This is a genomic window from Candidatus Eisenbacteria bacterium (genome assembly GCA_018831195.1).
Lineage (GTDB): Bacteria > Eisenbacteria > RBG-16-71-46 > CAIMUX01 > JAHJDP01 > JAHJDP01.
Window position 1 is genome coordinate 18,378 of the sequence record JAHJDP010000104.1, and the last position, 19,482, is coordinate 37,859.

The 19,482-nt window shown below is 56.9% G+C and carries 18 protein-coding genes; 14 read left to right on the forward strand and 4 right to left on the reverse strand.

Translation table 11 applies throughout. From position 1 onward, the window contains the following. Positions 1 to 1,230, reverse strand: coding sequence for a 4-hydroxy-3-methylbut-2-enyl diphosphate reductase (locus KJ970_18270; GenBank protein MBU2692869.1), 1,230 nt, complete (start codon positions 1,228 to 1,230; stop codon positions 1 to 3). Between the two features lie 112 nt (positions 1,231 to 1,342). On the opposite strand from KJ970_18270, the gene KJ970_18275 reads away from it, so the two are divergent. The 3 genes from KJ970_18275 to KJ970_18285 are packed head-to-tail and all read left to right on the forward strand — an operon-like array spanning position 1,343 to position 3,895. Next, positions 1,343 to 1,993: a hypothetical protein gene (locus KJ970_18275; GenBank protein MBU2692870.1), complete on the forward strand. Its 651-nt coding sequence runs from the start codon at positions 1,343 to 1,345 to the stop codon at positions 1,991 to 1,993. 13 nt (positions 1,994 to 2,006) lie between these two features. Beyond that, positions 2,007 to 2,891, forward strand: coding sequence for a GTPase Era (era, locus tag KJ970_18280; GenBank protein MBU2692871.1), 885 nt, complete (start codon positions 2,007 to 2,009; stop codon positions 2,889 to 2,891). Between the two features lie 26 nt (positions 2,892 to 2,917). After that, positions 2,918 to 3,895 carry a PD-(D/E)XK nuclease family protein gene (locus KJ970_18285; protein ID MBU2692872.1) on the forward strand — a complete coding sequence of 326 codons (978 nt, stop codon included), beginning with the start codon at positions 2,918 to 2,920 and terminating at the stop codon, positions 3,893 to 3,895. Positions 3,896 to 3,909: 14 nt separating this feature from the next. On the opposite strand, the gene KJ970_18290 is transcribed toward KJ970_18285, so the two are convergent. Together KJ970_18290 and KJ970_18295 are read right to left on the reverse strand one after the other, a co-directional pair. Further along, positions 3,910 to 5,631 carry a VCBS repeat-containing protein gene (locus KJ970_18290; GenBank protein ID MBU2692873.1) on the reverse strand — a complete coding sequence of 574 codons (1,722 nt, stop codon included), beginning with the start codon at positions 5,629 to 5,631 and terminating at the stop codon, positions 3,910 to 3,912. 60 nt (positions 5,632 to 5,691) lie between these two features. After that, positions 5,692 to 6,843 carry a Gfo/Idh/MocA family oxidoreductase gene (locus tag KJ970_18295; GenBank protein MBU2692874.1) on the reverse strand — a complete coding sequence of 384 codons (1,152 nt, stop codon included), beginning with the start codon at positions 6,841 to 6,843 and terminating at the stop codon, positions 5,692 to 5,694. 141 nt (positions 6,844 to 6,984) lie between these two features. Between KJ970_18295 and KJ970_18300 the strand changes: the two genes are divergently transcribed. The 5 genes from KJ970_18300 to ybgF are packed head-to-tail and all read left to right on the forward strand — an operon-like array spanning position 6,985 to position 12,150. After that, positions 6,985 to 8,715, forward strand: a complete 1,731-nt coding sequence (locus tag KJ970_18300; GenBank protein MBU2692875.1) for an ABC-ATPase domain-containing protein — start codon at positions 6,985 to 6,987, stop codon at positions 8,713 to 8,715. Between the two features lie 10 nt (positions 8,716 to 8,725). After that, positions 8,726 to 9,412, forward strand: coding sequence for a TonB family protein (locus KJ970_18305; protein MBU2692876.1), 687 nt, complete (start codon positions 8,726 to 8,728; stop codon positions 9,410 to 9,412). Then, positions 9,405 to 10,757 (forward strand): hypothetical protein, encoded by a 1,353-nt coding sequence (locus tag KJ970_18310; GenBank protein MBU2692877.1) that lies wholly within the window; start codon positions 9,405 to 9,407, stop codon positions 10,755 to 10,757. Before KJ970_18305 ends, KJ970_18310 begins: the two co-directional genes overlap by 8 nt. Positions 10,758 to 10,773: 16 nt before the next feature. After that, positions 10,774 to 11,295 carry a peptidoglycan-associated lipoprotein Pal gene (pal, locus tag KJ970_18315; protein MBU2692878.1) on the forward strand — a complete coding sequence of 174 codons (522 nt, stop codon included), beginning with the start codon at positions 10,774 to 10,776 and terminating at the stop codon, positions 11,293 to 11,295. Between the two features lie 24 nt (positions 11,296 to 11,319). Further along, positions 11,320 to 12,150 (forward strand): tol-pal system protein YbgF, encoded by an 831-nt coding sequence (ybgF, locus tag KJ970_18320; protein ID MBU2692879.1) that lies wholly within the window; start codon positions 11,320 to 11,322, stop codon positions 12,148 to 12,150. 44 nt (positions 12,151 to 12,194) lie between these two features. Here ybgF and KJ970_18325 read toward each other — a convergent pair whose 3' ends face one another. Continuing rightward, on the reverse strand, positions 12,195 to 12,893 hold the full coding sequence (locus KJ970_18325; GenBank protein ID MBU2692880.1) for a site-2 protease family protein: 699 nt from the start codon (positions 12,891 to 12,893) through the stop codon (positions 12,195 to 12,197). 248 nt (positions 12,894 to 13,141) lie between these two features. On the opposite strand from KJ970_18325, the gene KJ970_18330 reads away from it, so the two are divergent. From KJ970_18330 to nuoE, 6 genes are all read left to right on the forward strand, one after another. Continuing rightward, positions 13,142 to 14,239 (forward strand): hypothetical protein, encoded by a 1,098-nt coding sequence (locus KJ970_18330; GenBank protein MBU2692881.1) that lies wholly within the window; start codon positions 13,142 to 13,144, stop codon positions 14,237 to 14,239. A gap of 113 nt (positions 14,240 to 14,352) precedes the next feature. Next, positions 14,353 to 15,942, forward strand: coding sequence for a hypothetical protein (locus KJ970_18335; GenBank protein MBU2692882.1), 1,590 nt, complete (start codon positions 14,353 to 14,355; stop codon positions 15,940 to 15,942). 168 nt (positions 15,943 to 16,110) lie between these two features. Continuing rightward, positions 16,111 to 16,464, forward strand: a complete 354-nt coding sequence (locus KJ970_18340) for an NADH-quinone oxidoreductase subunit A (GenBank protein ID MBU2692883.1) — start codon at positions 16,111 to 16,113, stop codon at positions 16,462 to 16,464. Further along, the gene (locus tag KJ970_18345) at positions 16,461 to 17,027 is read left to right on the forward strand and encodes an NADH-quinone oxidoreductase subunit B (protein ID MBU2692884.1); all 567 of its coding nucleotides are present in this window, start codon (positions 16,461 to 16,463) and stop codon (positions 17,025 to 17,027) included. The genes KJ970_18340 and KJ970_18345 overlap by 4 nt, the downstream gene beginning before the upstream one ends. A 51-nt stretch (positions 17,028 to 17,078) precedes the next feature. Continuing rightward, complete coding sequence (locus KJ970_18350) at positions 17,079 to 18,824, forward strand: NADH-quinone oxidoreductase subunit D (protein MBU2692885.1); 1,746 nt, start codon at positions 17,079 to 17,081, stop codon at positions 18,822 to 18,824. A gap of 15 nt (positions 18,825 to 18,839) precedes the next feature. Further along, positions 18,840 to 19,463: an NADH-quinone oxidoreductase subunit NuoE gene (gene nuoE / locus KJ970_18355; protein MBU2692886.1), complete on the forward strand. Its 624-nt coding sequence runs from the start codon at positions 18,840 to 18,842 to the stop codon at positions 19,461 to 19,463. Positions 19,464 to 19,482 lie beyond the last annotated feature (19 nt).

Sequence of the window (19,482 nt, forward strand, 5' to 3'; positions counted from 1 at the left end):
TCAACCTCCTGACGGTTTTAAATAATCTTCACAACTCAATCCTTTGAATTTCAGTATCAGTTCGATGACGCGGCCGACCTGCCGATCGGGTGTCGAGGCGCCGGCGGTCAAGCCGACCCGCAGATCCCGGCCGGGCAGCCAATTCTTCGTAATGACCGTCTCGGCGGCGCCGACGGGGAGATGGCGGATGGCGTCGGCTCCCAGAAGATCCCGCGCACCCTCGACATGATATGTAGGCACGGTCCGATGTGAAATCTCCGCGAGGTGGCCGGTATTGCTGCTGTTATGTCCGCCGATGACGATCAACAAATCGAGTTTTTGTTTGAGGAGCTCTTCCACGGCATCCTGCCGGTCCTGTGTCGCGCTGCAAATTGTCTCAAAACTGCGATAGTGCTCGCCGAGTTTATCCATTCCATAGCGATCCGCCATGGCTTCCCGGAGGATTCCGCCCACGGCCAATGATTCACTGCTCAGCATGGTGGTTTGATTGGCCAGGCCGATCTTCTCCATATCGCGCAGGGGATCAAACCCGGGGCTGATCTGTTGATGGAATGTGCCGAGAAATTCCCGCGGATTCAGCCGGTCGCGGATCATCTCCGCCGCGATCCGGGCCTCATTGAGATCCAGCAGGACGAGATAGCGGCCGCCCGGAATTTTAAGTATCTGGCTGCAGGCCGCCCGTGTTTCCGCATGGTAGTGTTTCCCGTGGATAACGGCGGTGTACCCATCCCGCGCATACTTCTCAACACTCTTCCAGACGAGGAGCACCGACCCGCAGGTTGTATCTACAATTGTACAACCCAGTTCCTCCAGACGATCCACATCTTCCCGTTCCGCGCCGAAAGCGGGAAGGAGAACGACATCACCGGGACCGATTCCCTCCAGCCGGTCGGGGTCTTCGTCTTTTTGCGGGAGGTATTTGACCCCCAGGCTTCGAAGGCGTTCGTTCACCCGGGGATTGTGAATGACATCCCCGGTGATGAAGATCCGGCGGTCGGGAAAACGCCGGCAGGTCTCATAGGCATATCCCAGCGCCCGATCGACGCCGTAACAGAATCCGAATTCACGCGCCAGGAGCAGGGTGAGACCCGGGGCTTCCAGGCTGTAACCGCGGGTTTTCAACGCCTCGACGAGTCCGCTGTGGAAATCGTCGGCCAGCACGCCGGCCACCTGATCCTTATGGCCGAGGCCCTTGTTATAGATGCGGCCCTTAATCGGAGTTTCTCCCATGCTTCATCCTCCTTTTCGGGTCCAACTGGGAAGTCTATCATAGGTTCATCGGCTCTTGACAAGGAACCGGTTACGGGATGCTCTAAAGATCGTATGGAGGATGGATTCCGAGATGAAAATCAGAATAGCCGGCATGGCCCTTTTTTTATGTATTCCGTTGGTCCTCTATCTCTATCTCGCGCAGCCTCTCGGCGTGCTTCCGAGCCTCGGTCTCGGTGTGCTGATCATGATCGGCCACCGCTTTCTGGCGTCCCCTTTCTCCGCGCGCCACCGGCCGCGCCGATGTTTATGGTGCGGGCGTTCTATCCCGATCGCCCAGGTGAGCCTCGCCCTTCCGGTTCAGGGCGGGAAGGAGATTTCCTATAAATTTTGTCCCCCCTCGTCCGCTGACTGCCGGGTGCGCTGGATTGGACTGCACCGTCTCGTCCTGCGCCATAAGCATCTCATTCAATTTGGGATCTTTATTCCGGTGCTGGCTTATCTGGTTCTCGAGACCGCCCGGGGGGCCGGCCACCCGCAGATTCCCCATGAAGTGTCGCTCGCCCTTTTCAAGGGGATCATCGCCGCGACCGTCGTGTCGGTTTCTTTTGGCTACCTTTCGCATCGGCCGGAAGAAGACAATTCGATCCCCCCGCCGGCGCCCTTTCCTTTTCCGCTTCACAATTTGAGCCTGCTCGGTGCAGGATGGACACTGTGGATCTTCCGTATCGTTGGAATGGGATGGATCCTTCAATTGATCAATAGGATGATCAGGATTTTTTAAATAGGGGGAAAGATTGAATCAGACCGCCCATCGTTCCGGTTATGTCGCCATCGCCGGTATTCCGAATGCCGGGAAAAGCACCTTGCTCAACGCGCTTGTCAAGACAAGATTGGCCGCCGTGACGCCAAAGCCGCAGACAACCCGCCGCCGCACCTTGGGGATCCTTTCCGCCGACGATTATCAAATGATTTTTGTGGACACACCGGGTGTCCTGCGGCCGCGGGATGCAATGGAAGTGGCGATGGAAAGGGTGATTCATCAAGCTTTGGATGACGCCGATGTCGTGCTCTATCTCGTCGACGCCACCCATCCCCGGCCCGTTCCGATTGTCGAGGAGAAGTCCCACAAAAAAACCACCGTGGTTGCATTGAACAAAGTTGATGAATTAAAAAAACGGGAGGATCTGCTGCCGGTTATTGACCGGATGAAGGAAAAAGGATCGTACAAAGAGTTTATCCCGATCTCGGCGCTCAAGGGCACCAATCTTGATCTCTTGGTCAAGACGCTGGTCGATCTTCTTCCGGAAGGACCCGCCTTCTACCCGGCCGATCATCTGACGGAACAGCCGGAAAAGTTCTTTGTCGCCGAGTTGATCCGCGAACAGATATTTCTTCAGTACCGGCAGGAGATCCCCTACGGCGCCGAAGTGATCATCGAAGAGTTTCACGAGCATCAGGGAAGGAAGGATGTCATTAAGGCGATGATCATTGTGGAGAGCGATTCGCAGAAAGGAATCCTTATCGGCAAGGGCGGGCGCGAAATTAAAAAACTCGGCATCGCCTCCCGCGAAACGGTGGAGTCTTTTCTGGAACGTCCGGTTTTTCTGGAGCTTCGCGTAAAAACCATGGCAAAATGGCGGAAAGATCCGAAGACATTGAAACGCCTTGGATATTCTTGACGGGACATCATTGAGAGGAGCAGAGCGTGTCCACAAAAACCAGCGCCTTAAAAAACACTTTCAGCTGGTCGCATTCCAGAAAGCGTCTTTTTGATGATTGTCCGAGGGCTTATTACTTCCGTTATTACGGATCCTGGGAAGGGTGGTTGCATGACGCCCCGCCTCTGGCGCGGGCGTTATACATTTTAAAGCAATTGAAGTCGCGGCAGATGTGGGCGGGGAGTGTTGTTCACGAGGCCGTGGAGGATCATCTTCGCAAGGTTCGCAGCGGGATCACCGGCATGATAGAACCCGATCTTCTCGCCGAAAGGGTTATCAAGGATCGTTTGAGGCCGCAATTCCGCGAAAGCAAGGATGGTCTTTACCTGCAAGACGCAAAAAATCGAACGGGTTTGCTGGAACATCACTATGCCCAGCCGGTATCGAATGAAATGTGGAAGGCTTTGGCCGAGGATGTAAAGAAAGCGTTGCGGAATTTTGTTGAAAACTATCTCGGGCTGGCCCTGGATCTCGCCGAAGAGGACTGGCTGCTGCTTGAAGATTTACATTCTTTCGAACTGGAAGACGTTCCTGTCTGGGTGAAGTGCGATTTTGCGTTCCGGGACAAGCAGGGCCGCGTGGTCATTGTCGATTGGAAAACGGGGAAAAAGGTGCCCGAGCCGGGCAGCTTTCAGCTCGGTTGCTACGGCCTCTATGCGGTGGACCGCTGGGGGCTCGATCCGTCGGATGTCCGTGTTCTGGAAATCAACTTGACCATCGGAAAAGAGGCTTCGGCTGTTATACAAAAAGAAGACTTGGAAAAGACGGCAGAAGAGATTACGGCCAGCATTCGCCATCTGAAAGGCCTTCTCCGGGATCCCGAGATAAATGGTGCGGATAGTGACGATTTTAAAGCGCGGCCGAGCAAAAGAATGTGCCATTGGTGCTCGTTTCTGGAGGCCTGCGAAGAAGGCCGGGCATGCGTTCCGCTGGCCGGGGGCCGCCGCTTGGAGATGTTGAGCTAGGGACGTCTGCGCCGCTATTCCATGACCAGGATTTTGGCCGTTCGGCTGTGGCCGGATGCGGTCATCCGCATGAAGTAAAGACCGCTGGGGAGCCTTCGGCCCGTATCATTATCGCCGTGCCATTCCCAGGTGAGGAGGCCGCCTGAGAGGGGGCCTTGATGGATTGTCTTGACCCTTTGCCCCGCAACGTTAAACACCTCGAGTCTTGCTTCATCCGCTCCCGCACCGTTGTAGCGGATCTGCGTCCAGCTTTGCATGGGATTCGGTGCGATCCTGATCGTCGAAAGGGCGGAGGTGATGTCGGGAGCGCTCGAAGCGCCGGTATTCAAATACAGGAAATTTCCGGCGCCTGATTCCCAATTTGTGATGGCGAGATCCAGATTCCGGGAGTAGGTATAGAGAATTTCGACCAAGGCGCCGTCCGGCGGCGGGGAAGCCATGGATATCCACCCATTCCCCGCATGAAATGTATAATGCGTGACGGGTGATCCGTTAATCAGGACTTGATCGATGGAACGAACGGGCGCATGGCCGAGCTTGAAGAATGTGCGGACGCCGGTCCCGTATAACATCGAGTGCCCGTTGGTCCTCAATCCGTCGTTGTTGACATCGCCCCAGAACATATTCTCAACGACGCAACTTTCCATTGTTTCCCATACCGGGACGGATGTGAGCATCCCTCCGGTATTTTCATAGATGACGCCGGCCCCCCACCATCGCCCGGCGGCGAGATCGAGATCACCGTCGAGATCGAGATCAATCCATGAAACATGGGATCCATAGCCGCTTGTCGCCGAATGCCAGGCAGGCGTCGGACCGGGAACACCCGCGCTGTTCTGGTAAACCTTGAAGAAACCCGGGCCGCCGAGTTGATCATTGTCGGCCACGGCGATCTCCGGATATCCGTCGTTGTCCCAATCGCCGAAGGCCGTCGTGTTGCCGTCCTGCGGCATGTCGGTGTTTTCCCAGGATGCCGTCGTCTCAATGCCGCCGCCGGTTGTCTGGTTGTTTAGATAAATCCGCATCGGCGAGGAGGTGCCGCAAAAAAGCACATCCATATCGCCGTCGAGATCGACATCATCCCAGGTGACATCAAGGGCGTAATCGATCTCATCCGACACCCAAGACGGGCTCGTTTCCAGAATGCCGTCGTTATTATAAAATATCCGCTGGTGTTCGTTGTGATCGTAATAGTCATCCCCGCAGGCGCAGGCGAGATCGAGATCCCCATCGCCGTCCGCATCGCCGAGGGCCAGAGAGAAGCAGTAAAATGATTCCGCGGGGATCCAATCGGCATAGGGGCTGAATTCACCGAGGCCGTTGTTCAAATAGACTTTCGCCGTGCCCGGCGTGCTGAATCCATTGACGCCGATATAGACCGCCACCGCCACATCGACATGGCCGTCGCCGTTGATATCCCCCACATCGATATGGCCGTGGTAGGCGATTCCCGCCGAGCTCCAGGTCGGGTCCTGCGGCAGGGTGCCGTCGCCGTTGTTGTGGTAGATGATGACACCTTGTTGCTCGATATCATTGCCGTTGGCGACGATCATATCGAGCCATCCATCTTCATCCACATCCGCCCAGGCGCCGCCGGTCGCCACATGCCCATTGGCGTCGGAAATCCAAGCCGGAATAGGGTTAAGGGGGACCGCCGCCCGCACGGGTTCTGCGGCGATGAGGAGGTGTGCGGAAGCAAGGATCAGCAGCAGATAAGGCCGGCGCAGGCGGAGCATTTTCGACTCCTTCCAGATGGTGATGAGCAGCTCAGGGGACGGCCAGACGTTTCACCTATTTTAGCAGAGGTCTTGACCCGCTGGAAGATGCGGGAGCTCTTCTTCCGGGGGCAAGTCAATCCAGGTCCCGGCCTCTGATGAGAGGCGGATCGCGTCCAATACCGTCTGATTCCGCCAGCCGTCCTCAAATGTTGAAAGGCCGGCGATCTTTGTTTCACTTCTCTTCATACCCTCTTGAATCAATCGAGCCGACCGGAGGAAAGCACGGGCCCACACCGTGTCGGGTATGACATTGAGGTCCTCCGCCGGTAGATCCTCTTTCGTTTCAATTTTTTCCCAGCCGTCCGCCGCCTTGCGCGTGCCCCAGAGCATACCCCTGTCGTCCAGAAGCAGGCGGCCCGATGTGCCGATGACCTCAATCCGCATCATCCAAGGTCCGGGCGAAGCGCTATTCATGTCAAAGCGGGCCGTGGCGTCCCGCACGTTTTCATCCGATCCCTCCGCCATTTTCAATACCGCCGTGAAGGCGTCATCTGAGTCGACCGGGCGTGGGAGATTGGTTGACGGATCGTGCCGTTGGCGGGTTTGTGTTTGAAGCATTCCCCAGACCGATGAAAATTCGCCGGCCCAATGCCGGAAGAGATCAACGGCATGGGAGCCGAGAGCGCCCAGCAGGCCCCCGCCCGCCTCCCGTGAATTCCACCAGGACCAGGGCCGGTCGGGAGAGGCCATCCCCTCACTGCGCTGGGTCCAGGAGAGCTGCCGCAGGGAACCCAGCCACCCTTCCTGAATCCGCCGTTTGATCTCCTGATGTGAAGGATCCAAACGCAATTCATGGTCGATGAGATGGATCCGGCCGGGAGCGTTCCGGGCGGCTTCCCACATCTCACGGGCTTCCTGGGCATTCATTGCGGTCGGCTTTTCGCAGAGCACATGACAACCCTGCTCCAAAGCGAACAAGGAGATCTCGCGGTGCAAACGGGGAGGCGTTGTGATCATAACGAGATCAGGCTTCGTTCCGCTGATCATTAGACGGTAGTCGGTGAAGATCTCCGGAATGTTAAACTCTTCCGCCGTCTGCTGCGCGCGCATCGGATGACGAGCGCAGAGAGCGACGACGGCGAGACCGTCGATCCGGCTCAAACAGGGGAGGACGGTCTGGCGGGCGAATCCATTGCCGATGATGGCCCATCGGATCTTTTTCTTCCCCATTGTTGGACTCCTTCAGATGCTCTATTGTCAACCGCACGGAGGCCGCACGCACAGAGGCCATAGGCACTATGGCCACACTTCTGTCCGGAAGCATAGGCGAAAATAGCCGGCACATCACTCACAGGGAAGGATTGAAAAAGCGTGGCGCCGCAGAGTGTAGAGGATCTGGCCGGAATCCTTTCCCGAATTGACGGACGGGGGTACAAAGCCTACAAAGATCTCACGGGTGCATATCATTATCAGCGCTTCACCCTCCATATCGATCATGTTCAGGCCGACCCCTTCGCCCCTCCCTCCAGAATCAGGCTGACGCTGAATCATGACCACTCCGGTTTTCTGGAGGAGGCCCGCCAAACCAAGTCGCGCTGTCTGGGGGTTGAGGATTTTCTGGGGCGGCTCCTCGAACGCAACGCCGACCGGGGAGAGCGATTCGGATTCCGCGTTGACCGCCACGGCCAGCAGATAATGAAACGCACGGTCATCCAGCTGAGTCCCGCTCTCTTGGAGGCGCGGCTGGGTGTTGATTTGCCCGCGGCGGGGCGCCGTATCATGGGCGCGGAGGCCCGGCGGCTTCTTCTGGAAGTTCTTCCCCAAGTGGTGACGCGTTCCCTCCTCAAGAGTTCTGTTGATGCGGAGGCCCTCCGGCGGCATCAGGATGTGGTGGAGGATCATGCCACCCTCTCCTCACTTTTGGCGGAGCATCACTGGGTCTCTTTTGTTGCCGATGAGACCTCTCTCGCCCGCCGGGCGGGCCACGATGATAGGCCTCTACCGGCGGATGGTGATGCTCCCGTCGTTCCCTTTCAATCTCCAGCACCGCTCTCCGCGGAGGTCACCTTGCCCCATGCCGGTCTTGTCCGGGGGATGGCCATCCCCGAGGGGGTGACCCTGCTTGTGGGCGGGGGATTCCATGGCAAAAGCACCCTGCTATCGGCCCTCTCTCTGGGCATCTATGCGCACATCCCGGGTGATGGGCGCGAGCAGATCGCGACCGTGCCGGAGGCGGTCCGGATCCGGTCCGAAGAGGGGCGGGCGGTGACCGGCACCGATATATCCCCCTTTATTGATGGGCTCCCCTTCGGGATCTCGACCCGTGACTTCACGACACAGAACGCGTCGGGTTCGACATCGCAAGCGGCCAATATCATTGAGATGATGGAGGCGGGCGCCCGTCTCCTCCTCATTGATGAGGATAGCTCGGCTACCAATTTTATGATCCGCGATGAGATGATGCGCCGATTATTGCGACCCGGGCAGGAGCCGATAACGCCCTTTCTCGAAAGAGTCCGCGATTTGTATGATGCGCGAGGGGTCTCAACGGTTTTGGTGATGGGCGGCTCGGGTGAGTATTTCCGCGTCGCCGATCATATTATCCTGATGGATCAGTACCGGCCCCGCGTCGTGACCGATGAGTGCCGGGAGATCGCATCGACGCTCGATCAATCGACCGGCGGAAAGCCGGGAAAGGATGCAGCGGGCGCTGAAAAAGCTTTCACAAAGGAGAAACCTCGCCGATTATCCCTTTCCGGATATGGAAAGGGCTCCAGAATAAAGATCAAAGCGGTTGGAACGAGACGTCTCGTCGTGGATCATGAGGAGGTCGAACTCGATTCCTGCGAGCAGCTGATGAGTCCGGCCCAGGTGAGGACACTCGCGGAGACATTAACCTGGTGGCTCGAGGGAAAAGAAGGGGACCTTCCATCCCCCTCCCGGTGTTTCGAGATACCGGAAGCCCTTAAAATGTGGAGCGGCGTCGTTCATCAGAGGGGCCTGGACGGCCTTTGCCGGTTCCGGCGATCGGATCTGGCGATGATCCGCCCCCTGGATCTGGCGGTGATGCTGAATCGACTGCGACAGCTCGAATTGTGTTGAGGCCAAGGGAATGGGGAATCTCCGAACTCACGGGACGATGCGGGACCGGATCAAGGATGCCAGGGCTTGGCTCGGCGCGAGCCTTTGGCGCCGGACCCTGGTCGCCTCCACGGCGCTCCATTTTATCGGGATCATCTTTCTTTCCGTGACCTGGCCCACAAAAACGCGGCCGATGGTTCCGCCGATTTACTTCGTGACCCTGGAACCCGCCGCCGTTCCAGAAGAAACACCGCAACCGCCGGTCAAGGCGCCCGTTGAGAAGGCGCCCAGCCCTGTTAAAATGGAAACAAAGAAAAAGGAAACACCGAAGCAAGATCCTCCCAAAAAGAAGACGGTGGAAGCGCCGAAACCGAAGCAGGCGCCGGCGGCGTCGCAGGACGAGGCCCTTGATATCAGGACCGATCAGCCCTCTTTCGTCTTCAACTACTATCTCGATTCCATCCGCCGGAAGATCAGCAGCCGGTGGCAGCCCCCGGCCGGGGTCACCGCCGGGAAAGAAAAGGTCGTCATGCTCCACTTTCGTATTCTTCGCGACGGATCGGTGATCGGCCCGACCGTTGAGGAGGGTTCAGGGATCGATCTGCTCGATCAAAGCACCATTCGCGCCGTGCTCGAGGCGGTGCCACTGCCCCCGCTTCCGCCGGCCTACGATGGCCCGTGGCTCGGCGTCCACCTGAGGTTTGTCCGACATGATTAAACGTCGCGTGACCCACCGGAAAGAACTGGGACTCATCTTTTCAATCGCCATGGGGATCTCTTTTTTGGCCGGATCGGCGGCGGGCCAGAGCGAGATTCAAATGGAGATCCGCTCGGGGGAATCGTTCCGTATCCCGATCCTGCTCGAACCCATTCAAGGGGACGAGTCCTCGATCTCGCCGGAGATGATGCAGGATTTGGAGCATACCCTCATCAACGATCTGCTTTTCACGGACCTGTTCCGTGTTCTTATCGGCACACGCGAAACCTCCTGGTCTGATCCGAATGCCGCCGATGAAGAGGAAGGACTTCCGCCACAACCGCAGGCCATTGTCTCAACCTTTTTGGAAATAAAAGAGGGTAACCTCATTCTCAACGGGAAGTTGGAAGACTACGCCACGGCCCGCGAGATTTTTGCATCGAGATATCGGGTCGAGAAGAAAATGGAAAGGTGGGCGGCCCATAATCTCAGCGATGATATAACCCGGTATCTCACAGGGGAGCCTGGAGTCGGGCAAACCCGCATCGCCTTTGTCGGCAAGCGTGGTGAGGATTCCGATCTCATGCTGATTGATTGGGATGGTCAGCGGATCAGCCCGGTGACCGAATTGAGTTCCATCATTGTCTCTTCGACCTGGTCCCCTGATGGACGAAAGATCGCTTTCACCACCTACCATACCGGCGCGCCGTCGCTCGCCGGCGTCGACCTCGAAGACTCCAGCCTCTTCTTCATTTCCCAGGAGAGCGGCCTCAATTCCTCTCCGGCCTGGTCGCCGCGTGGCGATCGGATCGCCTTCACCCTCAGCCGGGACGGCAATGCCGAGATCTATACGGCGCGGCCGAACGGGAGCGACAAACGTCGCGTGACCCATAGCCCCAAGATCGATACGGCCCCGGTCTGGTCCCCTTCCGGCCGGCAATTGGCCTTCACATCCGACCGGTCCGGCCGCCCCCAAATCTATACGATGGATGGCGATGGGGCCAATCTGCAGAGGATCACCTTCTGGGGTAGCTGGAATGACAGCCCCGACTGGGCGCCGAACGGTGATCGAATCGTTTTCGCCGGATATATCGATGGAAGTTTTGACCTCTTTATCATCCGGCCTGATGGATCCGGCCTGAGGAGGCTGACGCAGCACCCGGGGGATTGTGAGAATCCCCGGTGGGCGCCGGATAGCCGCCACGTCGTCTACTCAAGGAGAGAAGGGCAGGACCGGCGGCTATGGATACTCGATGTTGAAAGTTTGCGGGAGCGATCGTTGACTCCCTCTGGTTTGACTGCTTACAATCCAGCTTGGTCTCCACTGATGAAAGCCACATCCCGTGGCGCACGGTGGAATCCATGACCATGGAGGTTTGAAAATGTCAAAGGGCGTTCGCATATTACTAATCTGTCTGGCGGTATCATTCCTAGTCGCCGCTTTGGGCGCATGCTCAAAGAAACCCGGACCCTCCGTTGATGTGACGGAAGGGGCCACGGAAGGGACCGAGGAAGATACAGGACAAACGATCCGACCGGACTCAAAACCAACTTCACCTGATACCGACTCCGCACTCAAGATGGATGATATCTTCTTTGACTACGATCGGTATAACCTTCGATCCGACGCGATGACCGCCTTGGAGCGGAATGCGAAGCTTTTAAGTGAGAATCCTGAATCGCGGATGATCCTCGAGGGTCATTGCGACGAGAGGGGAACCACCGAGTACAATCTCGCCTTGGGAGAGAAGCGGGGACAGGCGGCGCTGAATTTCCTGACGCGCTATGGCATCGATCCGTCGCGCCTCACCGTCATCAGCTACGGCGAGGAACGGCCTTTCGATCCAGGTCATAATGAAAGCGCTTATTCCAAGAACCGCCGGGTTCACTTTGTCATTCAGTAGCTCTGGCAAAAAAGGAGGCGTTTCGTGGTGATCGGTCGCGTTCTTCGCATTGGTTCCCTTCTGGCCCTCATGCTCCTGGCATCCGGGTGTTATGTCACGAAGATGTTCCGCCAGCCGGTGACCATCCATGAAACGGCGACCGAAATCGAAACCCTACGGGCCGAGGTAGATCAGCTCGGTCAAAAATCCGATGCGCTCCAACAGGTTCTGGAACGGCAGGATGCCGATCAGAGAGCCCTGCGGGCCTCTCTCCAGATTCAGATTGATGAGATGCTGGAGCAGCTGCGCTCCCTCACGATCCAAAATCAGGAAATGATGAATCTCCTCTCCATGCGGGGAGGAGGTTCATCAGCCGGAGCCGCCTCGGGTTTCGGTGCTTCAGAACCGGCGGAGGCCTATGGATCAACTCCATCCAAGCCGAGCACGGAAAGTCCAAACTCGATCACACCCGGTTCGACGCCCGAATCGGACAAAGTCCCTGCCGAGGCGCGACAGTTATACAATACAGCTTACCGTGATTTGACGCAGGGCAACTACCAGCTGGCCCTCATGGAAATGAGGGATTATCTCGATCGATATCCCCAAACCGATCTCTCGGACAACGCCCAATACTGGATCGGTGAGATCTACTACGCCCAGAGCCAGTATGCCCAGGCGATCGAGGAATTTCTGAATGTTGTGAATAATTTCCCGGATGCCGACAAGGTTCCCGCGGCCTATCTCAAGACGGCCTATAGTTTCCGAGGGATGGGAGATATCCCCACGACGCGGCGCTATCTAAGATTTCTGATGGACCGTTATCCCGATTCCAATGAGGCCGGCCTGGCCCGGCAGGCGATGACCGACTTGCAGTAACCCCGCTGCCCTCCCGCAGTAAATTATCCACCGGCGTTCGGCGCTCACCCGTAATGCGCGCCCGGATAGAGCAGGTTTATCGCGAAGAGATGTATGGGGCGGAAAACCGGATTGAAGAGCTGCCAGGCGATTAGAAATCCCAAAAAAGATAATCCAGGCTGTCTTGTAATGTGCAAATACTTTGACGCCGACTCGTCGCTGAGGAAGAGCGGGGGGACGCCGCTTCCATCGAGGGGTGGGACAGGGATGAGATTGAAAACGAAAAGGATAAGGTTTAACGAAAAGAGGATGCTCAAGAGTGTTGCGGCGCCCTGCCATCCTCCCGTCGATACCGCGGTCGTAACTTGTGTGAAGATGATCCGGTCGGGTGCTTCAAAAAGACCGCCGCCGACGCCCATGCGGATGGCCAGCGCCGCGATGAGAACCAGAAAGAGGTTCGCCGCGGGTCCCGCCAAGGACATAAGGGCCGCGCGGCGCGGGTATCTCTGCGCCCAGTATGGATCATAGGGTGTGCTGGCCCATCCGATCATCCACCCGGCGGCGGCATAGGAGATGATGGGAATCAGAATCGTTCCGATGGGAGCGCGACGGATGTGTGGGATCGGATCCAGTGTGACCTGGCCGCCGTGATATGCGGTGAGATCGCCGCCCTGTTTGGCGGCAAGGGCATGAGCCGCCTCATGAAAGGTGAGGGAGAGGATCAAAATAACGTACCATGCGACGCCAAGACCGATCGATTCCATCGCCGTCTCCTTTTCGCTCCCGCTCCTCCATCAGCGCAAGATGAGTTGATCGATATCATGGAATTCGGGGAGGGTACAACCGGGGAAACCGGAGCGGCCGGCAGGGGCGCCGCCGGGTAACCGGGGGACAGGAAGGGAAACAGGATCGCCTCATCCTCGACAGGATTGAAAATTGATATGGAACCCCTATATTCGAGACAAGTTTAATGTTTATCGATCAGCGATCAAAGGCGTCCTGGGAAGATATAATGACGTTGCGATCAGACCCAAAATCCGGCCGCCCCGGCCTTCTGCGGATTCTCATCATCGGCGGCCTTTGTCTATGCGGCTGCGGCCCATCCCATGAGACGGCGCCGGCGGGTTGGATCCGATTCACCTTGGAGATGGGGACATCACAAGAATCGAGCGCCGGTGAAAATAACCATGCGGAGAATATCGCCGCGATTCTCAGGATCCGGCTGGTTGAGGCGGGAATGACCGATGCGATCGTGCGCGCAGAGGGGGATCGTCAGATTGCTGTAGAAGCCGCCGTGAGCGAAGAGGTTCCGCAAGAGAGGATCGCCGGATTGCTGACGCGGCCGGCGCGGCTGGAGTTCCATTTTGTAAAACCGGAGAAGGAGTGCCGCGAGGTCATCGAGCGGCTCGACCGGCTTCTCGCGGAAGAAGGGAGCGTCATGGAGATCCCCGCGGGCAGCGATCCCGAGGAGGCCCGCTCCCGCCCCCTCCTGAGCCTTATCTATGACTATCCCCAATGGAATCATCTCGGAGGTTTCCCCGTTCTGCGATCCAAGGCGCCCGTGTTGTTGAAAGCGCTGGAACAGGCCGAAACCAACCACTTCGTGCCGGAAGATGTTGAATGCGCCTTATCCAGCACCGAGTATATGGTGGCGCAAGGGTTGGTCGGGAGCCTTCTTCATGTTTTAGAGCGAACGGCCTTGATCTCCGGGGATCACATAGCGAATGCGGAAGTACGATTCGGTCTGGATCCCTTCGATCCTGAAGATCCCGGTGTGCTGGTTACTCTGAACCCGGAAGGAAGCGAGATTTTCCGTATCGCCACACGAGGCCATGTCGAATCGATGCTCGCCATCGTGATGGACGGACGGGTCATGTCAGCCCCGGCCATAAAAGAGGAAATCCCGAATGGGATGGCGCAGATCACGGGGCGATTCACTCTCGAAGAGGCAAGAGATTTGTCGGCGACGCTCCGCTCCGGTGCGCTTCCCGCTCCACTGCGGATTGTAAATGTACAGTCAATCAAGGAACCGCCTCATCTTTCCGGCCGCGGCGTTTCCTTGGAAGAATTTCGAGGGGGGTCGATCGGGAAGCGGAGCCTGCACGGTTGATTCCAAGTAGTGAAAGGATTGATGTTGTGGGAAGACGGAACGATGTCCATCGGCGATTTTTGAAAGGTTTGATCTCGCTTCTCTTTATCATGCTCATCCCTTGTGCCATGGGTATGTCGACTCCAGGCGGGGATGAAGGGGCCTCCCCATCGCTGAGTGATGCGGCGGATGATGCGGCGAGTGATGCGGCGGATGAAACACTGATCCGCAGCCCCGTCTGGGCGCAGGAGCTTCAGGGCCTTTGGACCGATCTTGATGATTTGGTCCAACATTGGGTTCTGCGGCAGGGCCCGCATGGCCGCTTTCTTCCTTCCGCGTTGGATCGATCCGATTCAACCTCAACCACGGCCGAATCCCTCGCCGTCGAGGTGTCGCCGGAAGATTGGGAGAGTGCTTTTGAGGTCGTCGAAACCTGGCCGTGTTATCTAAGCATCACCGGTGATCAGCCGGCCTTCGCCGCGCTCATGGCTCTCTGCTTCGCTTTTGCTGATGACGTCCTTGGTCTGGCCCCCGAGGATTCAGCCGAAGCCGCGCCGCCCCAAGTGATGATTCCCGCCGCCTATAGGGGGGCGACGGCGACCCTCATCAGTTATTCATATGCTCTGGTGCCGCACAGCCCGGCGGAAACGTGGCTGCGCGCTATTGAGGATCGCTGGTCTTTTCCGCGTCATGATCCATTACAGGTACGGCTTGAACTGGCTCTTTTACGTCTGACACGCGATTCGGGCAGAGCGGACAGGATCCGCGCCGCCGCCGCCGATTATCTTTCCCGCCCGATCTCCGATCGATTGGATGAAAACCTGGAGGCGGCCGATCTCATGATCGATCTCGCTTCGATCCTTCCATCGCAGGGGATGCCGGGCCATGGGCCGGGCAAAACGGAGTTATTGGAAAAGGTTGCGGAACGCCTGACAAAGGCGATTGATGCGATCCAAGAGATGGGGAAGGAGGAGGCGGCCTCCCGTTCGGGACTTCTGACGGAGATCGCTCTGCGCTACAGGGCGCTGTCACAGGATCAGCGGATCGACACGCTCCTGATCGATTGGATCTACAGCGGAGAGCAGGGTCTGCATTTGTCTCATGAACCGCTTCCCGCCGGTTTCATCTGGAAAGTTGAAGGCGGGGATGACGCCCTGGCGACAGCCCTTAAGACGGCGCGGATTGAATTGGACCGGCATCGGCAACGGCTGCGCGGCGAAGCTTCGGGACTATGGGACGGGGAACGCATAAAATGCCGCGATGCCGCGGCGCTTCTCGCCCTTCTTACGCAGGCCGGACTCAGCACGCGCAACGGACGCGTGCCGGACATCCTGGTTCGATACAGGGATGCCCATGGAGTCCTGGGTCTTCGTCATCCTGTTTCAGCCTTCTGTGAGACCAATAGCCGGAATGAAGTGGTGGTTTCATTTTGGCACGACTATATCGATCCCGTTACAGTTTGGGTGGAACCGGCGCTGGAGGGCGCCAGGCTGGGGCGTTCCTGGTGGGAGATCAATAAAAAGAACGAGGATGGAGAGGGTGAGAAAAGATGGAGCCCTCTTCCGTATCTGAAGATTGGAAGGGTCGGCCCTCTGGTGCTGGGCCGGAAAAAAAGCCTTCATCTTCGCATGGAATGGCTGCCGGGAGAGAGTCTGATCGGGCAGTGGTGCGAGCCGGCGAAGAAACCAATGGTGTTAGGGCCGGGAGGGCCGGCGTTGCGCTAGAACTTCTTCCGTTTTTTCGCCGCCTCCGATGCTCTGCGGCGACAACTGATCCGCGGGCTGAAATCACTTGTTGCTAAGGAATTCGAGGTATGGAAACATGCCAGGGAACCAATATGGCGGCTGGTTTGACCGCCTTCAATCGGTTGGCATACTGCGGGAGAGGGATGGATGACATCCTATGGCGGCCTGATCTTCGTTCTTGGTCTTGCACTCCTTCTACCTATTCTTTTCATGGTTGCCTCGTCTTTTCTCGGTCCAAGGCGATCCACCTCGGAAAAAATGGTTCCTTACGAATCAGGAATCCTGCCACAGGGATTGGTGAGCAGCCGAATCCCCGTTAAATATTATCTCGTGGCCGTGCTTTTTCTCGTTTTCGACGTCGAGGTTGTTTTCCTCTTCCCCTGGGGGGTGCTTTTCAAAAAACTCGGCGTTCCTGGACTTTGGGAGATGATTCTATTCCTGGCCGTTCTCGTTGTGGGATTGATCTATGTCTGGAGAAAGGGAGCATTGGAATGGGAATGAGGTTCCTTCATCCCACCCCCGGCCTATCGGGAATCCCTCAAGAGGATGCAGAGGCGAGGTCGCGAGAGATCCTTCAGCGGGCCCGGATCTATGGCGAGGACCGGACCCTCACCGACCAAATGATGCTGACGCGGCTTGACAGTGTCGTGAATTGGGGCCGGAAAAATTCACTCTGGCCCTTCATTTTTGGAACGGCCTGCTGCGCCATCGAATTCATGGCCGTCGCTGCTTCACATTTTGATATCTCCCGCTTCGGAGCCGAGCTGATCCGGTGGTCTCCCCGCCAGGCCGACATGATGATTGTGGGGGGGACGGTTTCCTATAAGCAGGCTCCGATCCTCAGGCGGATTTATCAGCAGATGGCCGATCCGAAGTGGGTTATCGCCATGGGCGCCTGCGCCGCTTCGGGCGGATTTTATGACGATTACTGCACGGTCCAGGGGGTGGATAAGATCATTCCAGTGGATCTTTATATCGCCGGCTGCCCGCCGCGTCCCGAGGCGATACTGGGGGCGATTCGCGAGCTGCAGATCCGCCTGGAGCGCCAGCCGGTTCGCGTTTGATATTTGTCTTTTGTTGAGATTGCTGGGAATGAAGCAAGGGATGAAGCCATCATGGAAGAGAAGACTGCGGCAGGGATCACCGGGAAGACCTGGCCGGATGTATCCCTTGAGCCTTCAACAAAAGAATTCGGTGAAAGAATCCGTCTAGATCCGCCGGTTTGCGGTCTTCCGGCATTCCGCGTGCAGCCGGAGCTGCTCTACAATGCCATAAGGTTTTTAAAAGAAAATAAAGCCTATCGTTTTAACCAGCTCACCGATGTGACCTGCGTCGATCATCTGCAAAACGGGCAAGCTCCGGCCCGCTTTGAGATAATTTACAATTTCCATAGTCTCCCAACCTCCGCCAGATTGATTCTTAAATCCTGGATCGCCGAAGACGACGCGACCGTCGATTCGATTCATTCCCTCTATAAAAACGCCAATTGGCTTGAGCGCGAAATTTTCGATCAGTATGGCCTCCGTTTCAAGGGCCACCCCAATATGAAGCGAATTCTCAATCACAAAGAATTTGTGGGCCACCCGCTGCGAAAAGATTATCCCATCTCAAAGGGGCAATGGTTATCGGAAGCCGATGATCTCCTCGATGAATTGGAAATCCGGCATCGCCTCGACCCAAAGGATGATGACGGCGACCGGGAGCGGATGACATTGAATCTTGGTCCCAGCCACCCGGCGGCGCACGGCACTCTGAGAAATATGGTAGAGCTCTCCGGTGAGACCATTCTGTATTGTATTCCTGAAATCGGGTATTTGCATCGCGGTTTTGAAAAGAATGCCGAGACGCACTGTTATAATATGGTGATTCCCTATACAGACAGGCTCAATTACTGCTCGGCGATCATGAACAATGTCGGTTATGTAAAAGCCGTCGAGAGGCTGCTTAATATTGAAGTTCCCGAGCGATGCCGGTACATCCGGGTGATAATGTGTGAGCTTTCCCGGATCATGGATCATCTTGTGGCCAACGGCGCCAACCTCGTTGATTTGGGGGCGCTGACGAATTATTGGTATCTCTTTAGTCTGCGAGAAAAAATTTATAACGTACTGGAAGAACAGACCGGCGCCCGCTTGACGAATTCATATACCCGGGTCGGTGGTGTTTGGGCCGATGTGAATGAGAACTTCGAGCCTTCGGTCCGGCAAATCCTTAAGGATGTGCCTCGGCATGTCAATGATTCGCTGAAACTGGTTGCGCGCAACCGGATATTTCTCGACCGGACCGTCGGCGTCGGCGCGATCTCCGCGGAAGACGCCGTTTCCTTCGGCTATACAGGCCCCTGCCTCAGGGCTGCCGGAGTTGATTGGGATCTAAGAAAGGTTCAACCCTATTACCACTATGACGAGTTTGATTTCGACATTCCCGTCGGTGAGAGGGGCGACACCTACGATCGCATTATGGTCCGGTTTGAAGAAATGTTCCAAAGCTGCCGCATTATCGCGCAGGCTTTGGACCGCATGCCCGACGGGCCGGTCAACATCGCCGACCGGCGTTATATCCTTCCTCCAAAAGAAGAGGTTTACTCGAGCATTGAAGGGATGGTCTCGCACTTCAATCTCGTCATGCGAGGCGTGCGTCCGCCGGCGGGGGATGTCTATGACGCCACCGAAGCGGCCAATGGCGAACTTGGATTTTATATTGTCAGCGATGGATCACAGAATCCATATAAATGTCATGTGCGTCCGCCATGCTTTCACATTTATTCTTCATTCCCAACTTTGGCCGAAGGGGGAATGATCGCAGACGCCATCGCCATTCTGGGGAGTTTGAATATTATTGCCGGTGAATTGGACCGGTAGGGAGACGTGTCGGGGATGGACAAAGCAAAGCCGGCGATCGGACCCAGATTGAATCCGGAATTGGGCGGAACCATCCGTCCCGGCGGCGCCAACCGGCCCGGAAGCGAGGGGTGTGAGACGCCGTTTCCGATGGCCGCGGCAGGCGCCAAGATAGAATTCAGTCCCGAGACGCTGGCCGAGTTGGAATCCATCATCGCCAAATACCCCGATCGAACGGCGGCCCTTCTGCCCGCGCTCTGGATCGCTCAAAGGGAATTTGGTTATATCAGCCACGAAACCATTCCCTATCTAGCCGATCTCATCGGGATTCCGCCTTCCCAGGTCTATGGGGTGACATCATTTTACACGATGTTTCAGCCCAAACCAGAGGGCCGTTTTGTGATCAGTATCTGTACGAATATCTCTTGCGCATTATTGGGCGCTGATTCCCTCGTGGAACACCTGATGACGCGGCTTCATATCGGATTGGGTGAAACGACACCCGACGGCCTCTTCACATTGAAAGCGGTGGAGTGCCTGGCCTGTTGCGATGGCGCGCCGGCCATGCAGGTGAATGAAGAGACCTACATGAATTTGACCAAGGAATCCTTGGATAAGTTGTTGGAGAGCTTGAAAGACAAGGGTGGCGGCCGGACCTGAAATTGAGGACCAGGCGGGG